The organism is Campylobacteraceae bacterium, from assembly GCA_013215945.1.
Lineage (GTDB): Bacteria > Campylobacterota > Campylobacteria > Campylobacterales > Arcobacteraceae > NORP36.
The window spans coordinates 238,935-262,032 of record JABSOM010000004.1 but is presented as its reverse complement, the minus strand read 5'-3'; the positions used below and the strand labels follow the sequence as shown (position 1 = coordinate 262,032).

Genomic DNA, 23,098 nt, shown 5'->3' with positions numbered 1-23,098 from the left:
GTGCATATGGTATTTGGGCAATTGATGGAAAAGAAGTATTAGTAGATAAGTATACATTTATCTCAGGTTCACAAAATATTAACGTTGGGGACAAATCAAGTATGATTGTTCGTAATGAATATGGTAAAACATTTGCTACAAGAATAAACTAAAACAATATATCAAAACTTAAGTTGACGCGAACCAACCTAAGTCTTTAACAAAATTATTGCAAAATTTCATTTCTCTCCTGAACCGAAATTTAAAAAAGGAATACCGTTTAGGTGTTCCTTTTTTTTACTTTTGTGAATATAATTACATATATAGATGTGTTATAATTAATTAATTAGCAAATGGAAATATTGTTATTTATAGACATTTTAATACAAATAAAAAGCATAAAATTTTAATTATCTAAGTAAAACTCAGATAATAATATACTAAACAAATAAAATTAAAGAGAAAATTATCATGACAGCTTATTCTATTTTAGATCTTTCCCCTATTGTTGAAGGTTCAAGCCCTACTTATTCTTTAAAGAATTCTCTTCTTTTGGCACAACACGCAGAACAAATTGGTTATACACGTTATTGGCTTGCAGAACATCACAATATGCCAGGCGTTGCAAGTTCTGCTACTTCTGTAGTGATTGGATATATTGCAGGAGGAACCAAACATATACGAGTGGGAGCGGGAGGTATTATGTTGCCTAATCATGCTCCTTTAGTAATAGCAGAACATTTTGGTACCTTAGAAACATTGTATCCAGGCAGAATTGATTTAGGACTAGGACGAGCTCCTGGGGCTGATGGCCTTACTGCAAGAGCTTTACGGCGTGATTTATCTGGCAATGATAACTTTCCTCATGACATTGCACAATTGCAACAATATTTTAGTGAATATACAGGGGATTCAATACGTGCAATTCCAGCAGATGGAACAAATGTACCCTTATGGATTCTTGGCTCTAGTCTTTATGGCGCTCAAGTAGCTGCAAATTTTGGACTACCTTTTACTTTTGCTTCTCATTTTGCGCCTGATGCACTTGGGGAAGCTGCAAAAATTTATCGTGAGAATTTCAAGCCATCAGCTACATTAAAAGAACCTTATTTTATGTTTTCAATTAATGTTTTTGCCGCTGATACAAATGAAGAAGCAGCATTTATTCGCAGCTCACATCAGCAAGGTTTTGCAAATCTAAGATTTGGGAATCCAAGTTTATTACCACACCCTGTAAATGATATTAATGAAGTGTTAGACAGTGTAACCCTTTCAAATGTTAATAATACCTTACGATGTTGTGCTATAGGTAACGCTTCAAAAGTTAAAGAAGAACTCTCTTCACTAATAGATAGATATAAACCCAATGAAATAATAATTAATAGCCCAATACATAATCATGAAGCAAGGTTAAAATCTTATAGCATAACAGCAGAGGTAATCAAAGATATCAATAAAAATTAAATCTTTTAATTAAGTAAAAATTTATTGCCCCTTCGGGGTAATGCTACTTAATTGACCATTTAGTCAACTAAAGATACTTTTCTAGTTTTTTACTTATTAAAACGAAGTATCTGTGATAATATATTTTAAGAAAATAAACTTTAGCTGCTAAGGATATCTTTTTATGATAAAAAAATTCACTGCAAATATTTCAGATGAAAACATTTCTGAATTAAAAGAAAAAATCAAAAATACTCGTTGGCCAGATGAAATGCACGATTCATCTTGGAATTATGGCTCAAATCTAAGTTATATGAAAGACTTAGCTGATTATTGGTTAAATATTTTTTCTTGGAAAAAAGTCGAAGAAAAAATAAATTCTTTTCCCAATTATACCTTTGATGTAGATGGAAATACTATACATTTCCTTCATATTAAAAGTAAGCATGAAAATGCTATCCCACTCATTATAACGCATGGATGGCCAGGCTCTTTTCTCGAAATGTTTAAGTTAATTCCTTTATTAACAAATAATGAAGACTGTGCTTTTGATGTAGTAATTCCTTCTGTTATTGGTTTTGGATTTTCATCAAAAGCTACAAAAGAAGGGTGTAATAATACCTATATTGCAAGTTTGTGGCATAAATTAATGTTGGAGCTTGGATACAGTAAATATGCTGCACAAGGTGGAGATATTGGTTCTGGTATTAGTACAAGGCTCGCTATGAATTATCCCAAACACATGATAGGTTTACATTTAAATTATGTATCTGATTCTTTTAAACCAGCTTTTTATGATGAGAATACTGTTTCTAAAGAAGTGCGTAATTACCAAGAAGAATTAAATACTTGGGCCCAAAAAGAAGCGGGATATGCTTATATTCAAAGTACTAAACCCATTACTCTAGCTTATGGTTTAAACGATTCTCCTATAGGTTTATGTGCTTGGATTATTGAGAAGTTTAATTCATGGAGTGATCACAATGGTAATATAGAAGAAGTATTCACCAAAGATGAATTATTAGCCAATGTAAGTTTGTACTGGTTTACGCAAAGCATTCATTCTTCTATTAGAATATATAATGAGAATTCTAAAAATCCAATGGTCTTTGGGAAAAATGATTACATTCAATGCCCAGTGGCATATGCTCAGTTTCCAAAAGAAATATCTAAACCACCTCGTGAATTTCTTGAAAAAGCTTATAATATTAAACGTTGGAGCGTAATGGCAAAAGGGGGGCACTTTGCTGCAAGTGAACAAGCAGAATTGTTAGCAAAGGATTTAATAGATTTTTTTAAAAGTATTAGAGATAAATGATGGAAATTTAAGATAAAAGAATAAAGTAGGAATAATACGTCTCCACATTTATTAAAAGTGGAGATTCATTCACAGGGGTGTAATTTGTAATTTTTAAAAGTATTAATTGTAAATGATGTAAATTTAAGGCAAAGGCAAAGTATGTCTCCTCTTTTATTATAAAGAGGAGCTTCCTTTTCTGCGGTTTAATTATAATTTCATACTCTCTCAATTGATTTTACAATCAATTCCTTGAATGAAAATATTTTTTTCTTCATTATAATATTTTGCTAGATCTTTTATTTGATTTTTAAAAATAGTCTTGTGTTCTCTTATATTAAATATAACAAATATTCCATAATCAGAATTTGTTGCACCTATATATTTTTGTAATTTAGATTTATACTCTTTACCTTGTTGAAAATTAATTTTTGATTCTGGGTTATGTGATAACTTTAACTCCAATAAAACTTGTCCTACAAATCCGTAACTGATTGTAAAGTCAGCTCTTTTATCATCTAATGTTTGTTCTTCTCTTTTAATCCTAATATCTGTATGTCTTAATCCTCTTTTTAATAAAGCTAATTCTATTTGAGGTGTTAAGGTCTTTTGAATAAAGTCTTCAGCGTTTGTATTTGTATTTTTTTTAGAAAGTTCCTGGATATGTTTATACGCACCTTCTATTTCAATCCAGTTTTTGATTTCATTATTTATAGAACCTTTAACTATTTCCATTAAATGAAGAGGCGAAGTAATTAGAAGATATTCATTTGCTTTCGCTTTTTTATAAGATTTAATTGCTTCCATAATATGCTTTGGTTTTGCTATTTCATTTAAGAAAATATCTTTTAATTCTTTGAGTTTATATTCAAATGAATTTAGTTTTTTACTTTGTAAAAATTTCTCCACTTCAATTAAAGGTTCAAATGATTTTTTATTGTTTAGATGTTTTAAATGACCAAAAACTATTTCTTCAAAAAATAAAGCATTTAAATTTTTCTCATTCTTTCTTAATATTAGTGCAATTTCAAGTAGTTTTTTATCTTCTTTTAAATTATAATTTATTTTCATCAATGTATGAGCTAGTTTATTATGAGTTCTATCCAAATCTAAAGATGTGTCCCATAAATTAGATGCATCGTCTGGAATTTCCGTTTCTTTACCTTTTTTTATAACTAGTTCAAATATTTTTTTTATAGCAACTTCATTATTAAAGTTTTTAACTAAAGCTATTAACATGCTTTCATAAAGCTCGTCTTTTTCACCTTTAGTTTTAATATAACCTTCAATATCTGCTTGCGTCAATATCTCTTTTGGAAGGATAGTAATTATTTGTTCGCGGATATATTCACTTATTTTAGAGTTATAAAGCATCCCTAAAAGTAATTTATCTGCTTCAATTATTCTCATATTCCTATATATTTCAATAAGATTTCTTGGATGTGATATATCCAAATCATCGTCTCTTACCCCTGAATATACATCTAAAATATCTTTTATGGCTTCTGTTGATGGGCTGTACGCAAGTTTTAACGTACTTTCATATTCTGAATTTATGTCAAATGGTAAATATCGAAATATATTATCTATCAAAGTTTGTTCTTCAGGCTGTTTTAATTCAATATGTTCATTATATAAAAGTTCAATGGCTTCTTTATAATAATGAACACCCCAAATAGTTGAACTTCTCCCATTAACCTTAATTTTTCCATCAAGAGGATTATTGTGTAGTAGTACACTTTTAGCTAAATTAATAGTTTTAATTTTATTACTTTCAAAATTTTTACAATGTTTTAATGCCTCCTTATTATTCTTATAGAAGTAGAATAAATCAGTTACAAATTTTCTAGGTTCAGGCTCTATTTTATGTCCCCATTGCTTACATAAGCCTCTTTGTCTATTTACATCATCTCTTTGACTTTTCTCTTTATATTTTTTGTTAGACTTTAGAAGTTCTGATAATTCTTTACTATAAGATTCCTCTATTTTCTTTTTGACATCTCCATCTAATTTTTCATTAAAGTAGAGTCTACTAGCTATTAAATCATCAAAATTTCTTAAATTAAATTGTTTCAATTGTCCATAAATTCTCAAATAGTTTTTTATATTGAAATATTTAGCTAATTGATAAACTATTATATCTTCAAGTTGAAAATTATAAATTTTATTACTTAGGTATAAACAATATATTTTATCTATAAATTCATATATATAACTAGGGTTTTCTTTCATTAATACTTGAAAAAGTTTCTGAAATAAATATTGATTTTCTTCTCTACGGTAAGACATATTTTCTATTAATAAATTAAGAATAATTTTTTTTAATAAGTAATAGATTTCTTTATTTATATAATTACGAATATTTGATATTAAGATCTTTAAATCATTTTGAAATCTATCTTTGGTACTACCATGAAATAAGTAGTCTAAATGTATTTTATAATCTTTTGAGACTAGTTTTTCTAATAAATATTGTAATCCACTTTGATTATTAATATTGCATATATATTTTATATTGTCATCTAATCTTCCTGCTCTTTCAAGTTGATTCTTTTTAAATTGTCTAGTGCACTTTAAATATACATTTATACTAAATTCATCATTTGGAGCTATCTTGTTGCAAGTTCTTGAATATTCATGTTGAACTTCAATGCCATTTTCAAAAATAAAATATATATCTTTTATCCAATTAAAATCATTTTTCATAATAATTGCACAACTCGATATCAATGATGCATGTAAATGTCTATGTTTTTTAGGTTCTAACTTTAGCCATTTTAAAAATGTTTCTTTCCAAAAATTGATTTGACTAGGAGATAACTCATAATGATTAGCTATCTCTTCAATAAGCTCGATTGCATTTCTTCTTCTCACTTTATCTATATCAGAATTAATTGAATGAAGTATTTTACTGTAGTGTTCTTCTTCTATATAAAAATAAATTAATTTATTAGGATAAAGCGGTTGTCTATGTTCATAGTAATAATCAAATACAATATTGAATATTCTGCTTTTAGTATTTTTATTTATTTGTGTAATATCTATGCTTGTTATTACATCAAAATATGCTTCTCTTAAAATTTTATCAGAGTTTTGTTCTAAAAAACCTAATATAATATTTATTAACTGAGGGTGTTGTTCTAAAACAAATGGCATAACATAAAACCAGCTTGCATATACTTCTTTGAAGTGTGGTTCTACAGCCATATCAAAAAATACTTGTTCAACTTTTTCAAATCTGCTTAATTCTTTTGCTGCTAAAAAATCTAAAAACTCTTGATTCTCAAATTCTAAATAATCTATATTATCTTTTAAAAGACTCTTCTCTGTAAGTTTTTCAATTAATCCTTCACCAGTAAATATATTACTTAAATTTAATTCTTTAAAAACTGTAAAAAAATCATCTTTGCTAATTTGTGAAACTTGAAATAGTTTCATAACTAAAGCTAGTTCTTCTAAAACTCTTTTTATACTGTGATTTTCAGATTCTGGATATTGTACATCTCTTTCTTTATTGATTTTTCTATATATAAACTCTTCAAATATTTCAGTTCTTGATAAACTCATTACTTCTTTGATGCTTTTATTTTTTGTAATTTCACTAAAATAGTACAAGTATCTTGGTATTGATAGATATGAATTTAAGTTTGTTAAATGAGACTTTTCTTTTATTTCATCAATCTTAGTTTTACATAATCCTATATTCTCCAAATATTTTACTATTTGCCTCTCATAAAAACTATCTAATGTAATATATGCAAAAGAGATATTAGTTAAATCATACTCTACTTTTTTTAAATGATGAGTTCTACAAGAGAGAAATACTTTTGTTTTTGGGTAGTCAGATATAAATTCTTCAACTTCTTCAAAAAAACTATAAAGTTTTGAAAAGGGTATTTCATCAAGTGCATCTAAACAAATAATGGTATTTTCAGTAAGTGTATAATCCTGCGTGTTAGAAAAATAGATCTTTTTTTGAAGTTTTTCTTCAGATATGTCTTGTTCAACTATTTTACATTTATTAATACTCTCAACTATTGAGTTTTTAATTTGTTTTGAATCAATAAAGAAAACTTTTGAATTATTTTGATCTGCTTTTAAAACAAGCTCTTTGAAAAGCCTTGTTTTTCCATATCCAGGCTCTGCAATAATCATTAAATATTTAAAGGAATATATATCATTAAAACTTGGGGATGTTTTTGACTCATCAAAATAAGACATATAATCTTTACTAAATGTCTCAGAGTAATGTTCATAGTCACTGTATTTAATCATATTTTGGATTATGTACTTGTTCACTTATAGCCTTTTACTTTTAGATTATTCTAAGAAATGTTTTTATTTTAATTAATGGGAATATTCACACTAAATTTAAGGTGTAAAAAGTCCTATAATTCCAAAAGCAATAAAAAAAATAGCTAAGCCTTTCATTGCTTTCGAATATTTTATTAGTGTAGTTTGATTAATTCTACTTTTAATTTTTTCTGCTGCTATTAAATAAAGATATATTCCTGCAATAATTGAGATTACTGCATTTAATATTTCATACATATGTAGTTCCTTCTAAGAGTTTTGCATCTTTGTAGAGTTATTGTATCTAAGATAAAATTGGAAAATCTTACTTCTAATATTACAAAACTTATTAATTCATTATTTTTATTTTAGAGCTCTTAAAATAGGTTGCATAAGTTCTGATATATCATTTCCTTAACTTGATTTTTAAGAAGTCTGATTTTTTACTTATCCTTTTATATTGAAAAAACTTTAATTCAATTAAAGACCATAAAAACATAAAAAGTGTAATTATAATTATTACACTTACAGAAAGATTTGCATACCAAAGAGTATAGACTTTTTCTTTCTTATTTCTTATAGATACTTTTGATATATCTATAAGTTTTTCTTGTTTATTTGAGTTTAAATGTTGAGTTACTATGTTTGAGTAGGCAAAAAAAGTCTTATTTATATTATTTGAATTAGTTCTTAGTTCATAATCTAACTTCGTTTTTTGATAATCTAAACTATCTTTACGTAAGTTAGATTCTGTTGAGTACATAAATATAAACATAATCGTAACTACAGAAAAATATACTTTCCACATATTTAAAATAACTATTCTCTCTTCTTTTTCTGCCAAAAAACTAAAATAAACCAATGTGAATATTAAATACATAATCATTAAATTTATAGCTACACTTAATAATTTTAAATATGATGCAGTAAATGTAACAATTAAAAATACTAGAATCCATAATAAAATAAATATTTTCAATCCTATAATAACTTTATATTTTAAAGAAGTGGTTTTTGTGATATTCATAAATTTCCTTGGTAAGTGAGTCTAATTATCCACAAGAGATATATTGCATATAAATTGACTGAATTATTTGAAGTATACAAAAAACCTGTCACAGTTTACGTCACAGAATTAACGAATTTTATTATTCTTAATAATTTTAGCAACATAGCCATATTATTTATTTGTTAAGTACTCATACAAAGTACCCTTTGCGTTTTTTTTCTTCTTTTCTTGAAAAGAAGAAACAAGAAAGCAACTGACGAAATGATAAAGCCCTTCGGGTTCCTAAATATTTTTATTTGTTAGCTAGGCTCAAAAATTCGCTAAAACGTGCTAGAGAGTACATTTTTTACGCTCACACAGTTTTCACCTCTTTCCGCTAAAAAATAAAAAGATTTAGCTTTATCAAAGTCAGGGAAAGAGCCTAATGAAAAATCATTTTACGTAATATATGTTCTATATTCTTTTATCTTTAAAAGAGAAAACATTTTTAAAATAAAACGTGGAGCGGAAGTCCTGCCTTTGTTGAAACAGAGTGTTTTGTTTTTTTCTTTCGAAACAGCTCGAAACTGTTTGAATGTTAAGAAATGTGCTCTTTAGCACATTTTAATGAGTTTTGCAGAGCAGAAAGAAGAAAATAATAAGGGAAGGTAGCTTTGCTTTCAACAACGTGGCAGTTGCTTCTTTTGTTACGTTTCTTTCAATAAAGAAAAGTAAAAAACGAATGCGCTAGCTTTCACGAGCTCTAAAACTATGAATGTAGTAATTTATATTAAATAGAAAGTTGATATAAATATCTCTTGCCTACATTAAATTTTTTATTTAAATTGGATTAGAACTTCTTGAGTTGAAACAACAATATCAAAATCAGATTTATATTTTTCTAAAATCATATATATATCACATATTTCTCTAATTTCTATTATAGATCCAACTCTAATGTTAGATTTTGTAATACGTATTTCTTTATCGGTTTGAGATATTTTATTATAACAAATATTCTGATTTAGGTTTAGTTCGTTTAACATTCTTTTTTTCAATTTTAACTCCCCATTCTATTTTGAATCTTGATTTAATTATTTTTTCTTTTAAATTTATTATTAATATACAAATTATTATTCTATTATTTAAATTAAATATAATATTATACACCCATAGGGAGTTATAAATAAATCATATCTTTTATAAACTTAAATATTAATTACACCTATAGGGAATTATATACAATGAAAATATTTTTAGAAGTAGAAGAAGAAGAATTTGAAAATTTATTTCTTAATATTACCAATAATGTTAAGAAATATAGAAAAGAAAAAGGGTTTACACAAGAACAATTGGCTTTAGCTATTGGTCACTCATCTGCAAGTATGCTTTCTAAGATTGAAGCAGGACTTGAAAATAAACATTTTAATATTAGACAGTTATATTTAATTTCAAAAGTTCTTGATATTACATTATCAAAATTTTTTGAAAAATAACACTTTGATTTTTTTGCTGAAGTAGATAGAGGAATGAAAATTATATAAGGGGAAGTCAATAATTAATTATTATACCCTTGTACTTTTATTATTTTTTTAATATTGAAAACAAGAAGCAGAAAATTTTAGTGTAGTTGAGCTCTAAAAAGAAGCTAATTTTATAAATGATTGTTAAAATGTAAGGTGGTAAATATTTGTCTGTAGAAAGAGGGGAATGAAAAGCTTAAAACAAGTAGTTTTAAACTACTTGTTTTAATGAAGAAACTATTTTAGAATAACAAAACTATCATCAAAATAAATAGTATTGCCAATAGAAATAGCCTTGTCTTCTTCATCTAAAGGAAAATCATAAATCGCATCTTGTGAAAAATCAGGTTTGATTGCCACTAAATATCCTTGCGATTCTAAAGCATATAACTCTTCTCCAAAAGCAAGAGTATAAAACTTAGCAAATTTATATTTTCTACTGTTCTTCGTTTCTAGTGTAGAACTTAAATGCATAACTTGTCCATCATTTGTAGCAATATAAATTTCTTTTTCATTTGAAATAACATCTCTTATTTCAAAATCTTTGATAATTACATTAGCAGAACTAACCGAAATGATTTTACTAGAGGTTGCTGCAATTAAATTATCATCAACAACATCTAAATAAATCAGATTATTAAATTGACCGTTTGCATCAAGTACAATTGAATTTGAAATTACATTCTTTTTGTAATCTACAATTACAATTTTTCCATCTAAACTAGGGAATAAAAGTAATTCTCCTAAAAATACAGGATTTGCTATTCTTACATCATTTACTAAAGATTTTGACAAATATTCTTTAAAAACAACTTTTTTGCTTTTTAAATTGTAAATCTCAATAGTATTTGTATTTAATAATAAAGCTAAAATATCGCCTTGTACAGATGCTGCAATTACATGTTTCTTTAAGTCTAGTATTTTTGAATCAATATACAATTGATCTTTGTTATTACTAGCAATTAATCTTTTATTAGAATAATTAATAAAAGTGAAGCCTTCAGGTAGTTTTTCTTTTAAAATACCCTCTTTAGTAATTACTAAGTTGTTATCAAGTGTAGCCCCATCTCTATTAAAAGCAATAATATTTGCACTTAAAGATTGCGTATCTACGTTTAACGACAAAGAGTCTTCTGGTTCAAAATATTGTTTTGAAGAGCAGCCTTGGAACAATAGTACAAATGTACAAAAATATAAAACTTTTTTTATCATGATTTTACTTTGTAATCAAATAGTGATTAAGCAAACTTGCTAATTCATTCACTTTTGAATCTGATTTTATTAATTTTAGTGTTGTTTTCGCTTCTTTATATTTCCCATCTTGAGCTAAAAATAAAGCTCTGTTAAAAATTGCAAATTCTTTTAACAAAAAGTCTTTTTGCATAGACACTGAATTTAGTGCAGCAATGTTTTTTGTTTCTAAGGCTTTTTGATAAATAGAAAGTTCTTTTAAAAACTTCACATTCGTATCAACAATCTTACCTTCTTTATTTCCTTGTATATACAAAGCCAAATCGTATAGCGTTTTATTATTATTTTCTAAAACTACTAATGCATCTTTATCATTTGGGTTTTCTAAAATGGTATTAAATGCTATGTTTGCTTCTATTTTACTTTGTTCATTGTTATATGAGTTGACATTGTATGCAACAACTGCAACAATAACTACAACAACTGCTGCAATAATTATTGTTTTGTATTTTTTGAAAAAGTTTTCACTTCTTACAAAACCTTCTAAGAATTTTTCTTCACTTGAAATTTCATTTTTAACGAAATCAATATTATCTTTTAGCGCCATTATTTACCTTTTGAAAAATTAATACATATACTACAAAAAAAAGCATAAAACCTTACTTTTATAAAACATTCAATATAATACCAAATATTAAGAAAAACTGAAATCAAAATAATTATGACCAAAGGTAGACAATGAGAAAAATACTAATATCGTTTATGCTAATGAATTCTTTCTTTATTTCGCTTCATGCAGTTGAACATAAAGATCCAGAAGCAAAACCCTCACGTTTTGAGTCTTTATCGAAGTTAACGCAAGTTATTGGCACAGTTGAGAAGTATTATGTGGATGATTTACAATTAGAAGAAATTGTGAACAAAGCACTTAAAGGTTTGATGCAAGAATTAGATGCTCATTCTACTTATATGGACAAAAAATATTTCAAAGAAATGAAAATAAAAACTTCTGGAGAATTTGGAGGTTTAGGTATTACAGTTGGAATGAGAGATGGAGCTTTAACGGTTATATCTCCTATTGATGATACCCCTGCTGATAGGGCCGGAATTAAAGCAAGCGATATTATTTTAAAAATTGATGATAAATCTACTTTAAACATTACTCTTGATGAAGCCGTTGGTTTTATGAGAGGAAAACCTAAAACGGCTATTGTTTTAACGGTTGTAAGAAAAGGTCAAAACAAACCTATTAAAATCAAAATCATAAGAGACATTATAAAAATTCAAAGTGTTTATGTAAAAACCATTGGAGATGATATTTTATATTTACGAGTGAGTTCTTTTGATAGAAAAGTAGTAAAAGGTTTAAGTAAAGCCATTAAAGAAAATAAAAAATTCAAAGGAATTATTTTAGATTTACGAAATAATCCTGGAGGTTTGTTAAACCAAGCTATTGGAGTTACAGATCTTTTTGTTGACAAGGGTGTTATTGTTTCACAAAAAGGAAGAGATGTTAATGATGAAGAGAAGTTTACCGCTTCTTATCGAGCCACGTTAACAAAAGCTCCTTTGGTTGTACTTGTAAATATTGGAAGTGCTTCTGCTTCTGAAATTGTTGCAGGATCGCTTCAAGATCATAAACGAGCAATTATTGTAGGAGATAAAACTTTTGGAAAAGGTTCTGTTCAAGCAGTATTACCAATTACTAAAGATAAAAGTGAAGGTATTAAAATTACTATTGCTAAATATTATTTACCAAGTGGTAGAACAATACAAGCTGTAGGAGTAACGCCAGATATTATTGCTTATGCAGGTGAGTCAGTAAGTGAAAAAGAAAATGATTTTAAAATTAAAGAAGCAGATTTAAAAAAACATTTAAAAAGTGAACTTGAAAAAGTTGATGGAAAAATAAAAGAAAAAATAGAAGAAAAAGAAAACAAAACAATTATTACAAAAGAAAAATTACTTTTAGACAATCAATTAACCATAGGTGTTAATATTCTAAAAAGTTTAATTATAATGAATTAGGAGAGTAAATGAAAATTAGTGATATTGTAGAACTAGGACTTTGGCCAGAAGCAAAAAAAACTACCTCAAAAAAAGGTATTTATGAACTTGAAGATTTAGGATACAATTTATTTTATATTGGGAAAAATGCAGATCTTTATACTTGCCCAGGTAAAGATCAAAAAGTATTATTAGTAAGAAGTGACAGATGTTCTGTTTTTGATATTCCTTTAAATCTTGAAATTATCGGAAAAGGCGTTTCTCAAACAAGTATTTCAAATAATGGTGCTGCATATGCTAAAGAATCAGGAATTAGAACAGCTATTTTAGATGAAAAAATTGATGCTTCCTTAGATATTGCTCCAAGATGTCAATTAATGGAACTTTGTAAACCCTTAGAAGCTGTAATTGATGGTGAGCTTGTACAATTTGAGTTCATTTTTAGAAACTATTTAACAGGTTCATTATTTGAAGCCTGTCAAAATGGAAATGATCCTTATGGTTTGGATTTATCAAAAGATTTAAAACAATGGCATAAATTTGAGACTGCAATTTTTACTCCTACAACTAAAGGAATTAAAGACGAACCTTTAAATACAGCTAAAGTTCAAGAAGTTTTCCCAGAGATTATTTCTAGTATGGAAAAACTGTTTAAAGATTTTACTTCTTATGCGCATGACAATGGTATTGTAGTTGTGGATACAAAGTTTGAAATCTTTGTTAATCAAAAAGGTGAATGGGTTCTTGGAGATGAAGTATTAACTCCTGAGAGTTCACGTTTTATTGCTCGTGAGAATTTTGAAGCTGGAAATTATCTTTCAATGGATAAACAAATTCTTCGTGATTTTGCTAAAAAGAATTCTTGGAAAGAAAAAGCGAAGAGTTTAAAAGTGGGTGAAAAACTAGACGTAGAAGTTCCTTCTTCAATTACGCAAGGTATTTTAAGTGCTTACTCAATGATTGAGAAAAGACTAAATAAATAGTATTAAAAAACAGTTAAGACGTATCTAAAAGTGATATAAAGCTCTTTTAGATATAATCGCAAAAATATATATGAAGGTAATAAATGAAAGCAATTGTAAACATTGGATTAAAAAAAGGTGTATTAGATGACCAAGGAAAAGCAACTCACCATGCTTTAGATACTTTAGGTTTTAAAGATATTGTTAAAGATGTAAGAATTGGTAAACAAATTATTATTGAGTTAAATGCTTCAAATGAAGAAGATGCAAGAACTGAAGTTACAAAAATGTGTGAAAAACTACTCGCAAATACTGTAATTGAAGATTATTCAATAGAAATCATAGGCTAAGTGATGAACGTATCAGTATTACAATTCCCTGGAACAAACTGTGAGTACGATACACAGTATGCTTTTGAAAAACTTGGATGCAATGTAAGTATTATATGGCATAAAGAAACAACATTACCTTCAAATACTGATCTTTTAGTAATTCCTGGTGGATTTTCTTATGGAGATTATTTACGCTCTGGAGCTATTGCTAGATTTGCTACTATTATGGATGCAGTTCAAGAATATGCTTCTAAGGGTGGAAAAATTTTAGGAATTTGTAATGGTTTTCAAATTCTTTTAGAAGCTGGTTTATTACCAGGTGCTATGAAAAGAAATGATAAATTACATTTTATTTCTAAAATTGTTCCTTTAAAAGTAGTATCAAATAACAATACTTTTTTACAAAAACTTGAAGTTGGTGAAACTCTTAATATTCCAGTTGCCCACCATGATGGTAATTATTTTATTGATGAAGCTGGTTTAGAAGAGTTAATAAAAAATGATCAAATTCTTTTAAGATATTGTAATGAAGAAGCAGAAGAAATTAACTTAAATGGTTCTGTTTCAAATATTGCTGGAATTTGTAATAAAGAAAAAAACATTTTTGCATTAATGCCACATCCTGAACGTGCATTAGAAGAAATTTTAGGTTCTACCCATGGAATCAAAATGTTAGAAGGTTTTTTAAATAAGTAGCTTTTTGCTGCTTATACAAGGACAGATATGAACTATATACTCGCTCTTTTTTTATTCACGCAAATTCTTTTTTCCAGTGAACTTCAAAATAAAGAAGTCTCTGTTTTCTCTTCCCCTGCTATAAGTGAAGAGGTAGAAAATACACAAGTTATAAAAGAAACGACTTTACTTGAAATAAAAGAAAGTACTTCTTTTCAAACACCAAAAAAAGAAATAATAGATTACAGTAAAGAGGTTTTTTTACTTGATGATACTTTTTCACAAGCTAAAACGCTTTACCTCTCTTATCAAAAATTTCCAGATGTTATTTATCAAAAACAAACCTTTGCTATTGATCTTAAAGTAATAGTAGCAAGAGATAATTATGAAAAAATTGATATACGTTTTCTTGATGCATTAAATGTAAGTGTTTTAAATAAAGATTCCCTTTGGAGTGAAAAAGAAGAACAAGAATATGAAAATAAATTTTATTTTAAAGTAAGTTCTTCTGATTTTGTAATGCCTCGTATTCAAATTCTGCTTTATAATAATGGAATGCTTCAAGAAACCCAATATTTAGATGCTTTAAAACTTGAATTCACTCACTTAGCAAATGGAAATAAAAGGTTTTCAAATGTAATTGCAAAAGAATTAATAGTAAATAATTATAAAACCAAACAGTACAATAATAAAGAACTATTAACGGTATTAGACTTATCAGCCCAAGAAGGTAACCTAGAAGATTTTACTCTAGGACTTGAATACCTTGAGCAAGGTTCTACCTCTTTTGATCAAGATTATCCTTCACAAAATCTTATTTACCATGTAATTGTTCCTATTCATACAAAAAAGATTACTTTTAATTATTACAGTCTTAAAACAAACTCTTTTATAAGTATTAATTTACCTATTATCTTAGAAAACGAGTTGATTTCTACTCAAAGTGATTTAAACCCAAATAATTCAAATTTTGAGTTTTATAAAAAAATAGCAATTTCAGCTTTTTTGTTTTTCTTTCTTATTATTACTTTGTGGAAACGAAAATTGATTTATCTTATAATAACCCTTGTTTTTGTTATATTACTTATTTTATATGTAATGCCAAATAAAACAGCTATTATACAAAAAGATGTAATTATTTATATTTTGCCGACAAAAAACTCAACTGTTTTTTTTAAAACACAAAAAGAACAACTGGTAGAAATACTAAACCATAAAGCTGGTTTTTATAAGGTTTTATTTAATACGAATGATAAAAGTACTGAAATAATTGGTTGGATTAAGGAAAACAATGTTAGCAAGAATTAAAGCATTATTTATAGCAATACAATTTTCTTTGACGGTAGGAATAGTTATTGTTGCTATGTTCTGCTTTAAAAATAAAATTCACAGAATAATTAAAATATGGATGAAATTCCAAATTTTATGTTTGGGAATAAAAATTGTTGAAGTAGGAAAACTGGACGAATCTTGTGATATGATAATCATGAATCATCAAAGTATGTTAGATATTATTATTATGGAACATCTTCACTCAAGACACCTAGCTTGGGTCGGAAAAAAAGAGATTACTGATTTATTCTTTTTTGGACATATTATGAAAATGCCTGAAATGATAAGTATTGATAGAGAAAATAAATCGGGTTTAATAAAATTAATCAAGGATTCTAAAGACAGAATAGGAAAAGGTCGTCCTATTGCTATGTTTCCAGAAGGAACACGCTCAAATGGTGAACAACTTTTAACATTTAAAGCGGGATCTTCAATGGTGGCTTCTAAACTAGAACTAAGAGTCCAGCCTATTATTTTACTTAATACAAGAGCTATCTTAGATTCTCAAAACTTCAAAGTAAACGCTGGCACGGTTAAAGTCATTTATTTAAAACCTGTACAAGCAAAAAGAAAAACCACTTGGTTTGAAGATACTGAAACCTTAATGAATGAAGTTTTACAAAACGAATTAAAAAAGGCATAAAATGACGGGTTCTACTATATTAGCTGTAGGACTTGGCGGTTTTTTGGGTGCTATTGCACGCGCTTATATAGTGCATTTATCTAATAAAACATTTGCAAGTGATTTTCCTTATGGAATTTTAGGGGTAAATCTTCTTGGCTCTTTTTTAATTGGTTGTTTATTTGCACTTTTTGCTGTACAAAACTTCTCTACAGAAAGTAAATCTTTTTTGAGCACAGGGTTTTTAGGTGCTTTTACCACTTACTCTACTTTTGCAATTGAAAGTTTTTTCCTTCTTGAAACATCTTTTTTCCTAGGCCTTGCAAATGTTTTATTTAATGTATGTGGTTCTATTTTAGCAGCAGCTTCTGGATATAAGATTTTTCATTTTTTTCTAAAATAAAAGTAAAAATTGCTAGTTAAAGAAGATTTTCTTTTAGTCAATATTATTTGACTCAATATTTTTTTTAAGCATTAAGCCGATATAATACTTCAAAATAAAAATAACGCAGGAGTGTCAAATGGGAATGCCAGGTGGTGTAGAATGGATTTTAATTGCATTTGTAGTATTGTTACTTTTTGGTGGAAAGAAGATACCAGAATTAATGAAGGGTTTGGGTTCAGGAATTAAGAACTTCAAAAAAGCTGTTAAAGAAGATGATGAAACAGTTGAAGTTACTAAAAATGAAGAACTTGAAAAGAATGAAAATAAAGAAACGTCAAGTAAAAAAGACGAAACAAAAAACGCTTAGGAAAATAATTGCAAAAGTTAGTTAAAAGTTTTATTGAAAAAATTTTAAAAAGAGAAGTAGTATTAGAAAAACCTAAAGATATTTCTTTTGGACATTATGCAACACCTGTTGCTTTTTCTTTGGCAAAAGAGCTAAGAAAAAATCCTATGCAAATTGCGCAAGATTTAGCAAAAGAATTTGATGCTTGTTCAATGTTTGAAGAAGTAAGTGCTATTAAGGGTTTTATTAACTTTAGATTGTCTAAAGATTTTCTTTTTGATTTGAGCAATAAAGCTTTAAAAGAGAACTTTGATTTTGGAAAAATAAGTGAAAAAAAAGAAAAAATTCTTCTAGAATATGTTTCTGCAAATCCTACGGGACCTTTACATATTGGACATGCACGAGGTGCTATCTTAGGAGATACCCTAACACGAGTTGGTAATCATATTGGTTATGATGTAACACGTGAGTATTACGTAAATGATGCAGGTTCTCAAATGGATATGTTGGGTTTATCAATTTGTTTATGTGCAAAAGAATATCTTTATAATGAAGTTGTAGAATTCCCAGAAACATTTTATCGAGGAGAATATCTTTTTGAAATCTCTGAAAAAGTAGAAGCTAAATTTGGAAAAGATATTTTTTATGATGAAAAAAATCACAGAAAAATTGCTATTTTTGCAAAAGATTTAGTATTAGATATTATTGTAAAAGATTTAAAAGACTTAGATATTGAATTTGATTCTTTTGTTTATGAGTCTGAGTTATATTCTAAATGGGATGAAACAAAAGTTTCTTTAGAAGCTAAAGGTGCTTTATATACAAAAGATAAAAAAATCTATCTTAAATCTACTGAACATGGAGATGATTCTGATCGTGTAGTTGTACGTGACAATGGAATGCCTACTTATTTAGCAGGAGATATTATTTATCATAAAAATAAGTTTGATAGAAAATACGATACTTGTATTAATATTTGGGGTGCAGATCACCATGGATATATTAAAAGAGTGAAATCTAGTGTTGAATTTTCTGGTTATGATTCTTCTAAATTAGAGATTATTTTATCTCAGTTGGTTTCTTTATTACAAGGTGGAAAACCGTACAAAATGTCTAAACGAGCGGGAACAGTTATTTTAATGTCTGATATAACAAAAGAAATTGGGGCTGATGCACTAAGATTTATCTTTTTAACTAAAAAATCAGATACTCACTTAGAATTTGATTTGGATTCTTTGAAAAATCATGACTCTTCAAACCCAACTTTTTATATTAACTATGCTCATGCTAGAATTAATCAGTTGTTTAAAAAAGCAAATAAAACGCCTAGTGATGTGAAAGATGTTGAATTTACAAATATCAACCAAGATGCGCTTAATTTATTATATGAGGCACTTTTATTACCTGCTATTTTAGAAGAGGGATTTATTAAAAGAGATATGCAAAAGATTACTGACTATTTACATGGTTTGGCTGCTTCTGTACATAAATTTTATAATGAACACAGAATTATTGACAGTAAAGAACAAGATGAATATTTAAAAATGTTATCTATGGTGGCTTTAAGTATTAAACTGGGGCTTCATTTATTAGGTATTAAAGCAAAGGATGTAATGTAATGAAATGGTTTTTAATTCTAGTAGCTGTAGGCGTTGGATACGCAATTTTGACAGATAATATGGGTGGAGCTAAAAACGCCACCTCTAATTATTCTAAGGTTTTATTAAACCCAAGTAGTAAATAAAAGGCTAGCCTTTTATTTATACTTCTTTATCATTCAGTTGTGATAAAAATTCTTCAAGAGTGTATTTTTTTCTGTACTTTTCACTCATTAAATGAATAAGAACATCTCCCAAATCAACAACAGTCCAATCATCATCTTCATCAACTCTTACAAAATCTTCAGTATCAGATTTTACATCTGTTTTTAAGTAATTCAATAATGAGTAGGCATGTTTATTATTTAATGTAGTTGCAATAACCACATAATCAACAATATAGTTTTTTGATCTTAAATCAATAACTTCAATATCTTCTGCTTTTTTTTCGTTTAATACGTTTACTATTTGATCACATCTATTCAATGCTTAAGCCTTTTTTTTGCCAAATTTTTTTGACTTTTTTTCTTATTTTTTTAGGAATATATTTAAGATTTAAAAAACCTCTAATGTCACTTGAGCTAATGTCAATGTCCACTTTTAGTTTTTTAACATCATCATCTTTTTTTGTTTCATAAGTATTTCTACTTGCAACAACTAGGGTGCAAAGTTCTTTGATTTTTTCATGATCTTTCCATTTACCAAAAGAATTATAATTATCAGCGCCAATAATCAAATAGATTTGGCAGCTTTTGTATTTATGTTTTAAATACTTAATTGTTTCTAATGAATAAACAGGCCGATTTTGATTAATTTCATAATCACTTATTAAAACCTTCTTTTTTTTAGAAAAGATGGTTTTTAGTAAGTCCAATCTAGAATATGCATCCAAAAATGATGTGTTTTTTAAAGGATTTAAAAAAGTTGGTACAACAATCAATAAATCAAGATCTAATTTTTTGAGCGCTTTTTTAACGATTTTTTTATGCCCTATATGAGGAGGGTCAAAACTACCGCCAAAAATACCAATTTTCACTTATCTAATCCTTCTTTTAAATTATTTTTTGCAAAAACTAAGAAAGAATTTTTCTTTTTTTAGCTTAGGAAATATATAATTTAAACTTACAATATTACTTAACGTTTATTATAGCAACTTTTGGATAAAATATCTCAAAATTATACAGTGCTTATTGATAATATTGCATTAAATAAAGGGACATGATGGCTATTAAAGTCGCAATTAACGGTTTTGGAAGAATAGGTAGATGTGTTGCTAGAATAATAGCAAAACGAAATGATATTGAGTTAGTTGCTATAAACGACACAGCAGAGCTGTCTATGTTAGAATATATTACAAAATATGATACAGTTCATGGAACATTTGATGGTGATGTTAAAGTAGAAAATGGGTATTTAAAAATGGGAAATGTAAATGCAAAATTATATTCAACCAGAAATGCCAAAGAACTGTCTTTTGCTAAAGATTGTGGAGCCGAAGTTATTTTAGAATGTACAGGTGCTTATTTAACACAAGAAGCATGTCAAGTTCATATAGATAATGGAGCTTCTAAAGTAGTTATGTCTGCACCTGCAAAAGATGATACACCTACTTTTGTTATTGGAGTAAATGAGCATGAGTATAAGGGGCAAAACATTGTTTCTAATGCTTCTTGTACAACCAATTGTCTTGGACCTGTTGCTAAAATTATTGATGATGCTTTTGGGATTGAGAAAGCGTTAATGACAACTATTCATTCTTATACAAATGATCAAAATATTTTAGATGTAAAACATTCAAAAGATAAAAGAAGAGCTAGAGCAGGGGCTCAAAATATGATTCCTACCTCTACAGGAGCTGCAAAAGCTATGAAATTAATTATGCCTCATTTAGATGGTAAAATTCATGGACAAAGCGTAAGAGTACCAACACCTAATGTTTCTATGGTAGATGTAAACTTTGTGGTTTCTAAAAAAACAACAAAAGAAGAAATTAATGCGTTATTTGAATCAAAAGTAAAAGACTTACCTGGAATTGTAGCTGTTGACAATGATATGATGGTTTCTAGTGATTTAATAGGAAATACAAATTCTACTATTATTGCTTCTGATTTAACACAAGTAATTGGTGATGACATGATTAAAATAATGGCGTGGTATGACAATGAGTGGGGTTATTCTTCAAGACTTATTGACATGGCTATGTTTGTAGCTAAAAAATAGGTTTAGTATGAAATTACAAGAAATTAAAAGCTTAGATATAGCAGGAAAAAAGATATTTATTAGATGTGATTTTAATGTTCCTATGGATGAATATTTTAATATTACAGATGACAGGCGAATTAAATCGGCATTAAATACAATTCGATATTGTATTGACAATGATTGTGCTGTTATTTTGGCTTCACATTTTGGAAGACCAAAAGATAAATATGATGAAAGATATTCTTTAAAACCTATTGCTAAACGTTTGCATACACTTTTAAAACAAGAAATCAAAATGGCAAAAAATGTTATTCAGCCTGATACTTTGGAAATTGCAAAAAACCTACAAGCAGGTGAAATATTATTACTTGAAAATGTACGTTACAATCCGGGTGAAATAAGTAATGATGAAGAATTCGCAAGCACATTAGCTTCAATGGCAGATGTTTATATCAATGATGCTTTTGGTGTATCTCACAGAGCTCATGCTTCTGTAGAAGCTATTACAAAATACTTTGATAAAGAACATAAAGCGGCTGGATTTTTACTTGCAAAAGAAATTAAATTTTTTCACCATATTGTAAATGAACCAAAACGTCCTTTTGTATCTATTGTTGGAGGTTCTAAAATATCTGGAAAATTAGAAGCTTTACATAACTTAATTACCAAAGTAGATAAGATTATTATTGGTGGAGGAATGGCTTTTACTTTTCTTAAAGCTCAAGGACACGAAATTGGTAAATCTTTAGTAGAAGATGATCTAATTCCAGATGCTTTAAGAATTATGGAAAAAGCAAAAGAATTAGGTGTTAAATTTTATTTACCAGTAGATGTTGTAGTTGCGGAAGCTTTTGATGCAGAAGCTATTGCAAAAGTAACAACTATACAAGAAATTCCTAAAAAATGGATGGCTCTAGATGTAGGACCTGCAACTGCTTCTTTATTTAATTTAGCTATTCAAGATGCAAATACTATTTTATGGAATGGTCCAATGGGTGTTTATGAAATGGACAAGTTTATGAAAGGATCTATGAAACTTTCGCATGCTGTTGCTTCTTCTTTTGCAACAACAGTTGTTGGAGGTGGTGATACTGCTGACTTAGTAAGAATTACAGGCGATGAAGATGAAATGACTTTTATATCAACAGGTGGGGGAGCTTCTTTAGAATTAATAGAAGGTAAAATACTGCCTGGTGTAAAAGCATTAGTAATAGGAGAATAAATGATAATAGCGGCAAATTTTAAAACAAATCATACAAGAAAATCTACAAAAGAATTTGTATCTTTTGTAAATGATTATTTAGAAGATAATAGTTCAAGTGAAGTGTATATCTTCCCATCAGCTACATCTTTAGATACATTTGATAAAAAAGACAATTTACACATAGGTGTTCAAAATGCTTATACAACAAAAGCAGGATCATATACTGGTGAAATTGGAACCATTCACTTGGATGAGTTTAATATCAAAACAATTTTAATAGGTCATAGCGAACGAAGACATGTACTTGGTGAGTCTCAAAGTTTGATTGTAGAAAAATATAAATACTATATGGAATTGGGATATACTATTATTTATTGTATTGGAGAGCCTTTAGAAGTAAAAGAAGAAGGACTTGATAAAACATTAGAATATGTTTATTCTCAGTTAGAAGGCATTGATACTTCTTATGAAAATCTAATCTTAGCGTATGAACCTGTTTGGGCAATTGGAACGGGAGTTACTGCTACTATTAGTGATATTACAAATGTTCATGATGCTATTAAAAAGAATATTAAAAAACCTCTTTTATATGGTGGTTCTGTTAAAGTATCAAATGCAAAAGAAATTTGTTCTTTAGCTAATGTAGATGGTGCATTAATAGGTACGGCTTCTTGGATAAAAGAAGATTTTACAAAAATTATAGAATTAACAAAATAAAG

At 27.8% G+C, this 23,098-nt stretch carries 24 protein-coding genes; 16 read left to right on the top strand and 8 right to left on the bottom strand.

Annotation, left to right across the window (positions count from 1 at the left end; genetic code table 11):
- The 3 genes from HRT41_06250 to HRT41_06240 form a co-directional block, all read left to right on the top strand.
- On the top strand, positions 1-152 hold a 152-nt coding region (locus tag HRT41_06250; GenBank protein NQY23615.1), incomplete at its 5' end, for a hypothetical protein.
- 298 nt (positions 153-450) lie between these two features.
- On the top strand, positions 451-1,443 hold the full coding sequence (locus HRT41_06245) for an LLM class flavin-dependent oxidoreductase (GenBank protein ID NQY23614.1): 993 nt from the start codon (positions 451-453) through the stop codon (positions 1,441-1,443).
- Between the two features lie 163 nt (positions 1,444-1,606).
- Positions 1,607-2,740, top strand: a complete 1,134-nt coding sequence (locus HRT41_06240; GenBank protein NQY23613.1) for an epoxide hydrolase — start codon at positions 1,607-1,609, stop codon at positions 2,738-2,740.
- A gap of 207 nt (positions 2,741-2,947) precedes the next feature.
- On the opposite strand, the gene HRT41_06235 is transcribed toward HRT41_06240, so the two are convergent.
- From HRT41_06235 to HRT41_06220, 4 genes are all read right to left on the bottom strand, one after another.
- Positions 2,948-7,018 carry a hypothetical protein gene (locus tag HRT41_06235; protein ID NQY23612.1) on the bottom strand — a complete coding sequence of 1,357 codons (4,071 nt, stop codon included), beginning with the start codon at positions 7,016-7,018 and terminating at the stop codon, positions 2,948-2,950.
- 72 nt (positions 7,019-7,090) lie between these two features.
- The gene (locus tag HRT41_06230; GenBank protein NQY23611.1) at positions 7,091-7,270 is read right to left on the bottom strand and encodes a hypothetical protein; all 180 of its coding nucleotides are present in this window, start codon (positions 7,268-7,270) and stop codon (positions 7,091-7,093) included.
- Between the two features lie 148 nt (positions 7,271-7,418).
- Entirely contained in the window at positions 7,419-8,039 is a 621-nt protein-coding gene (locus HRT41_06225) for a hypothetical protein (GenBank protein ID NQY23610.1), read from the bottom strand.
- A 797-nt stretch (positions 8,040-8,836) separates the two neighbouring features.
- On the bottom strand, positions 8,837-9,058 hold the full coding sequence (locus HRT41_06220; protein ID NQY23609.1) for a hypothetical protein: 222 nt from the start codon (positions 9,056-9,058) through the stop codon (positions 8,837-8,839).
- Between the two features lie 186 nt (positions 9,059-9,244).
- On the opposite strand from HRT41_06220, the gene HRT41_06215 reads away from it, so the two are divergent.
- On the top strand, positions 9,245-9,496 hold the full coding sequence (locus tag HRT41_06215; protein ID NQY23608.1) for a helix-turn-helix transcriptional regulator: 252 nt from the start codon (positions 9,245-9,247) through the stop codon (positions 9,494-9,496).
- Positions 9,497-9,760: 264 nt separating this feature from the next.
- Here HRT41_06215 and HRT41_06210 read toward each other — a convergent pair whose 3' ends face one another.
- Positions 9,761-10,732 (bottom strand): hypothetical protein, encoded by a 972-nt coding sequence (locus HRT41_06210; GenBank protein ID NQY23607.1) that lies wholly within the window; start codon positions 10,730-10,732, stop codon positions 9,761-9,763.
- A 7-nt stretch (positions 10,733-10,739) separates the two neighbouring features.
- Entirely contained in the window at positions 10,740-11,321 is a 582-nt protein-coding gene (locus tag HRT41_06205) for a tetratricopeptide repeat protein (protein ID NQY23606.1), read from the bottom strand.
- 131 nt (positions 11,322-11,452) lie between these two features.
- Between HRT41_06205 and HRT41_06200 the strand changes: the two genes are divergently transcribed.
- The 9 genes from HRT41_06200 (at position 11,453) to HRT41_06160 (ending at position 18,994) form a co-directional block, all read left to right on the top strand.
- Positions 11,453-12,742 carry a S41 family peptidase gene (locus HRT41_06200; protein NQY23605.1) on the top strand — a complete coding sequence of 430 codons (1,290 nt, stop codon included), beginning with the start codon at positions 11,453-11,455 and terminating at the stop codon, positions 12,740-12,742.
- 8 nt (positions 12,743-12,750) lie between these two features.
- On the top strand, positions 12,751-13,704 hold the full coding sequence (locus tag HRT41_06195) for a phosphoribosylaminoimidazolesuccinocarboxamide synthase (protein NQY23604.1): 954 nt from the start codon (positions 12,751-12,753) through the stop codon (positions 13,702-13,704).
- An 83-nt stretch (positions 13,705-13,787) separates the two neighbouring features.
- Entirely contained in the window at positions 13,788-14,033 is a 246-nt protein-coding gene (gene purS / locus HRT41_06190; GenBank protein ID NQY23603.1) for a phosphoribosylformylglycinamidine synthase subunit PurS, read from the top strand.
- Positions 14,034-14,036: 3 nt separating this feature from the next.
- Complete coding sequence (purQ, locus tag HRT41_06185; GenBank protein ID NQY23602.1) at positions 14,037-14,711, top strand: phosphoribosylformylglycinamidine synthase I; 675 nt, start codon at positions 14,037-14,039, stop codon at positions 14,709-14,711.
- Between the two features lie 27 nt (positions 14,712-14,738).
- The gene (locus HRT41_06180; protein NQY23601.1) at positions 14,739-15,998 is read left to right on the top strand and encodes a hypothetical protein; all 1,260 of its coding nucleotides are present in this window, start codon (positions 14,739-14,741) and stop codon (positions 15,996-15,998) included.
- A complete protein-coding gene (locus HRT41_06175) occupies positions 15,982-16,665 on the top strand; it encodes a 1-acyl-sn-glycerol-3-phosphate acyltransferase (protein ID NQY23600.1) in 684 nt (227 codons plus the stop codon). Before HRT41_06180 ends, HRT41_06175 begins: the two co-directional genes overlap by 17 nt.
- A gap of 1 nt (position 16,666) precedes the next feature.
- Positions 16,667-17,047, top strand: a complete 381-nt coding sequence (gene crcB / locus HRT41_06170; GenBank protein ID NQY23599.1) for a fluoride efflux transporter CrcB — start codon at positions 16,667-16,669, stop codon at positions 17,045-17,047.
- 118 nt (positions 17,048-17,165) lie between these two features.
- Positions 17,166-17,396 (top strand): twin-arginine translocase TatA/TatE family subunit, encoded by a 231-nt coding sequence (locus HRT41_06165; GenBank protein NQY23598.1) that lies wholly within the window; start codon positions 17,166-17,168, stop codon positions 17,394-17,396.
- A gap of 8 nt (positions 17,397-17,404) precedes the next feature.
- Complete coding sequence (locus tag HRT41_06160; GenBank protein NQY23597.1) at positions 17,405-18,994, top strand: arginine--tRNA ligase; 1,590 nt, start codon at positions 17,405-17,407, stop codon at positions 18,992-18,994.
- Between the two features lie 141 nt (positions 18,995-19,135).
- Here HRT41_06160 and rsfS read toward each other — a convergent pair whose 3' ends face one another.
- Positions 19,136-19,459, bottom strand: a complete 324-nt coding sequence (gene rsfS, locus HRT41_06155) for a ribosome silencing factor (protein ID NQY23596.1) — start codon at positions 19,457-19,459, stop codon at positions 19,136-19,138.
- Complete coding sequence (nadD, locus tag HRT41_06150) at positions 19,452-20,009, bottom strand: nicotinate (nicotinamide) nucleotide adenylyltransferase (GenBank protein NQY23595.1); 558 nt, start codon at positions 20,007-20,009, stop codon at positions 19,452-19,454. Before nadD ends, rsfS begins: the two co-directional genes overlap by 8 nt.
- Before the next feature lie 185 nt (positions 20,010-20,194).
- On the opposite strand from nadD, the gene gap reads away from it, so the two are divergent.
- From gap to HRT41_06135, 3 genes are read left to right on the top strand one after another with little or no spacing between them, the layout of a single operon-like run.
- The gene (gap, locus tag HRT41_06145; GenBank protein ID NQY23594.1) at positions 20,195-21,193 is read left to right on the top strand and encodes a type I glyceraldehyde-3-phosphate dehydrogenase; all 999 of its coding nucleotides are present in this window, start codon (positions 20,195-20,197) and stop codon (positions 21,191-21,193) included.
- A 7-nt stretch (positions 21,194-21,200) separates the two neighbouring features.
- Positions 21,201-22,397 (top strand): phosphoglycerate kinase, encoded by a 1,197-nt coding sequence (locus tag HRT41_06140; GenBank protein ID NQY23593.1) that lies wholly within the window; start codon positions 21,201-21,203, stop codon positions 22,395-22,397.
- Complete coding sequence (locus HRT41_06135; protein NQY23592.1) at positions 22,398-23,096, top strand: triose-phosphate isomerase; 699 nt, start codon at positions 22,398-22,400, stop codon at positions 23,094-23,096. It begins immediately after the preceding gene.
- The last annotated feature ends 2 nt before the right edge of the window (positions 23,097-23,098 follow it).

What these genes read in the sequence shown, in the direction of transcription:
- HRT41_06180 (NQY23601.1), top strand. Translation starts at nt 14,739, where the DNA reads ATGAACTATATACTCGCTCTTTTTTTATTCACGCAAATTCTTTTTTCC.
- purS (NQY23603.1), top strand. Translation starts at nt 13,788, where the DNA reads ATGAAAGCAATTGTAAACATTGGATTAAAAAAAGGTGTATTAGATGAC.
- crcB (NQY23599.1), top strand. Translation starts at nt 16,667, where the DNA reads ATGACGGGTTCTACTATATTAGCTGTAGGACTTGGCGGTTTTTTGGGT.
- HRT41_06230 (NQY23611.1), bottom strand. Translation starts at nt 7,270, where the DNA reads ATGTATGAAATATTAAATGCAGTAATCTCAATTATTGCAGGAATATAT.
- gap (NQY23594.1), top strand. Translation starts at nt 20,195, where the DNA reads ATGGCTATTAAAGTCGCAATTAACGGTTTTGGAAGAATAGGTAGATGT.
- HRT41_06165 (NQY23598.1), top strand. Translation starts at nt 17,166, where the DNA reads ATGGGAATGCCAGGTGGTGTAGAATGGATTTTAATTGCATTTGTAGTA.
- HRT41_06240 (NQY23613.1), top strand. Translation starts at nt 1,607, where the DNA reads ATGATAAAAAAATTCACTGCAAATATTTCAGATGAAAACATTTCTGAA.
- HRT41_06175 (NQY23600.1), top strand. Translation starts at nt 15,982, where the DNA reads ATGTTAGCAAGAATTAAAGCATTATTTATAGCAATACAATTTTCTTTG.
- HRT41_06140 (NQY23593.1), top strand. Translation starts at nt 21,201, where the DNA reads ATGAAATTACAAGAAATTAAAAGCTTAGATATAGCAGGAAAAAAGATA.
- HRT41_06215 (NQY23608.1), top strand. Translation starts at nt 9,245, where the DNA reads ATGAAAATATTTTTAGAAGTAGAAGAAGAAGAATTTGAAAATTTATTT.
- HRT41_06200 (NQY23605.1), top strand. Translation starts at nt 11,453, where the DNA reads ATGAGAAAAATACTAATATCGTTTATGCTAATGAATTCTTTCTTTATT.
- HRT41_06225 (NQY23610.1), bottom strand. Translation starts at nt 8,039, where the DNA reads ATGAATATCACAAAAACCACTTCTTTAAAATATAAAGTTATTATAGGA.
- purQ (NQY23602.1), top strand. Translation starts at nt 14,037, where the DNA reads ATGAACGTATCAGTATTACAATTCCCTGGAACAAACTGTGAGTACGAT.
- HRT41_06205 (NQY23606.1), bottom strand. Translation starts at nt 11,321, where the DNA reads ATGGCGCTAAAAGATAATATTGATTTCGTTAAAAATGAAATTTCAAGT.
- HRT41_06135 (NQY23592.1), top strand. Translation starts at nt 22,398, where the DNA reads ATGATAATAGCGGCAAATTTTAAAACAAATCATACAAGAAAATCTACA.
- HRT41_06195 (NQY23604.1), top strand. Translation starts at nt 12,751, where the DNA reads ATGAAAATTAGTGATATTGTAGAACTAGGACTTTGGCCAGAAGCAAAA.
- HRT41_06245 (NQY23614.1), top strand. Translation starts at nt 451, where the DNA reads ATGACAGCTTATTCTATTTTAGATCTTTCCCCTATTGTTGAAGGTTCA.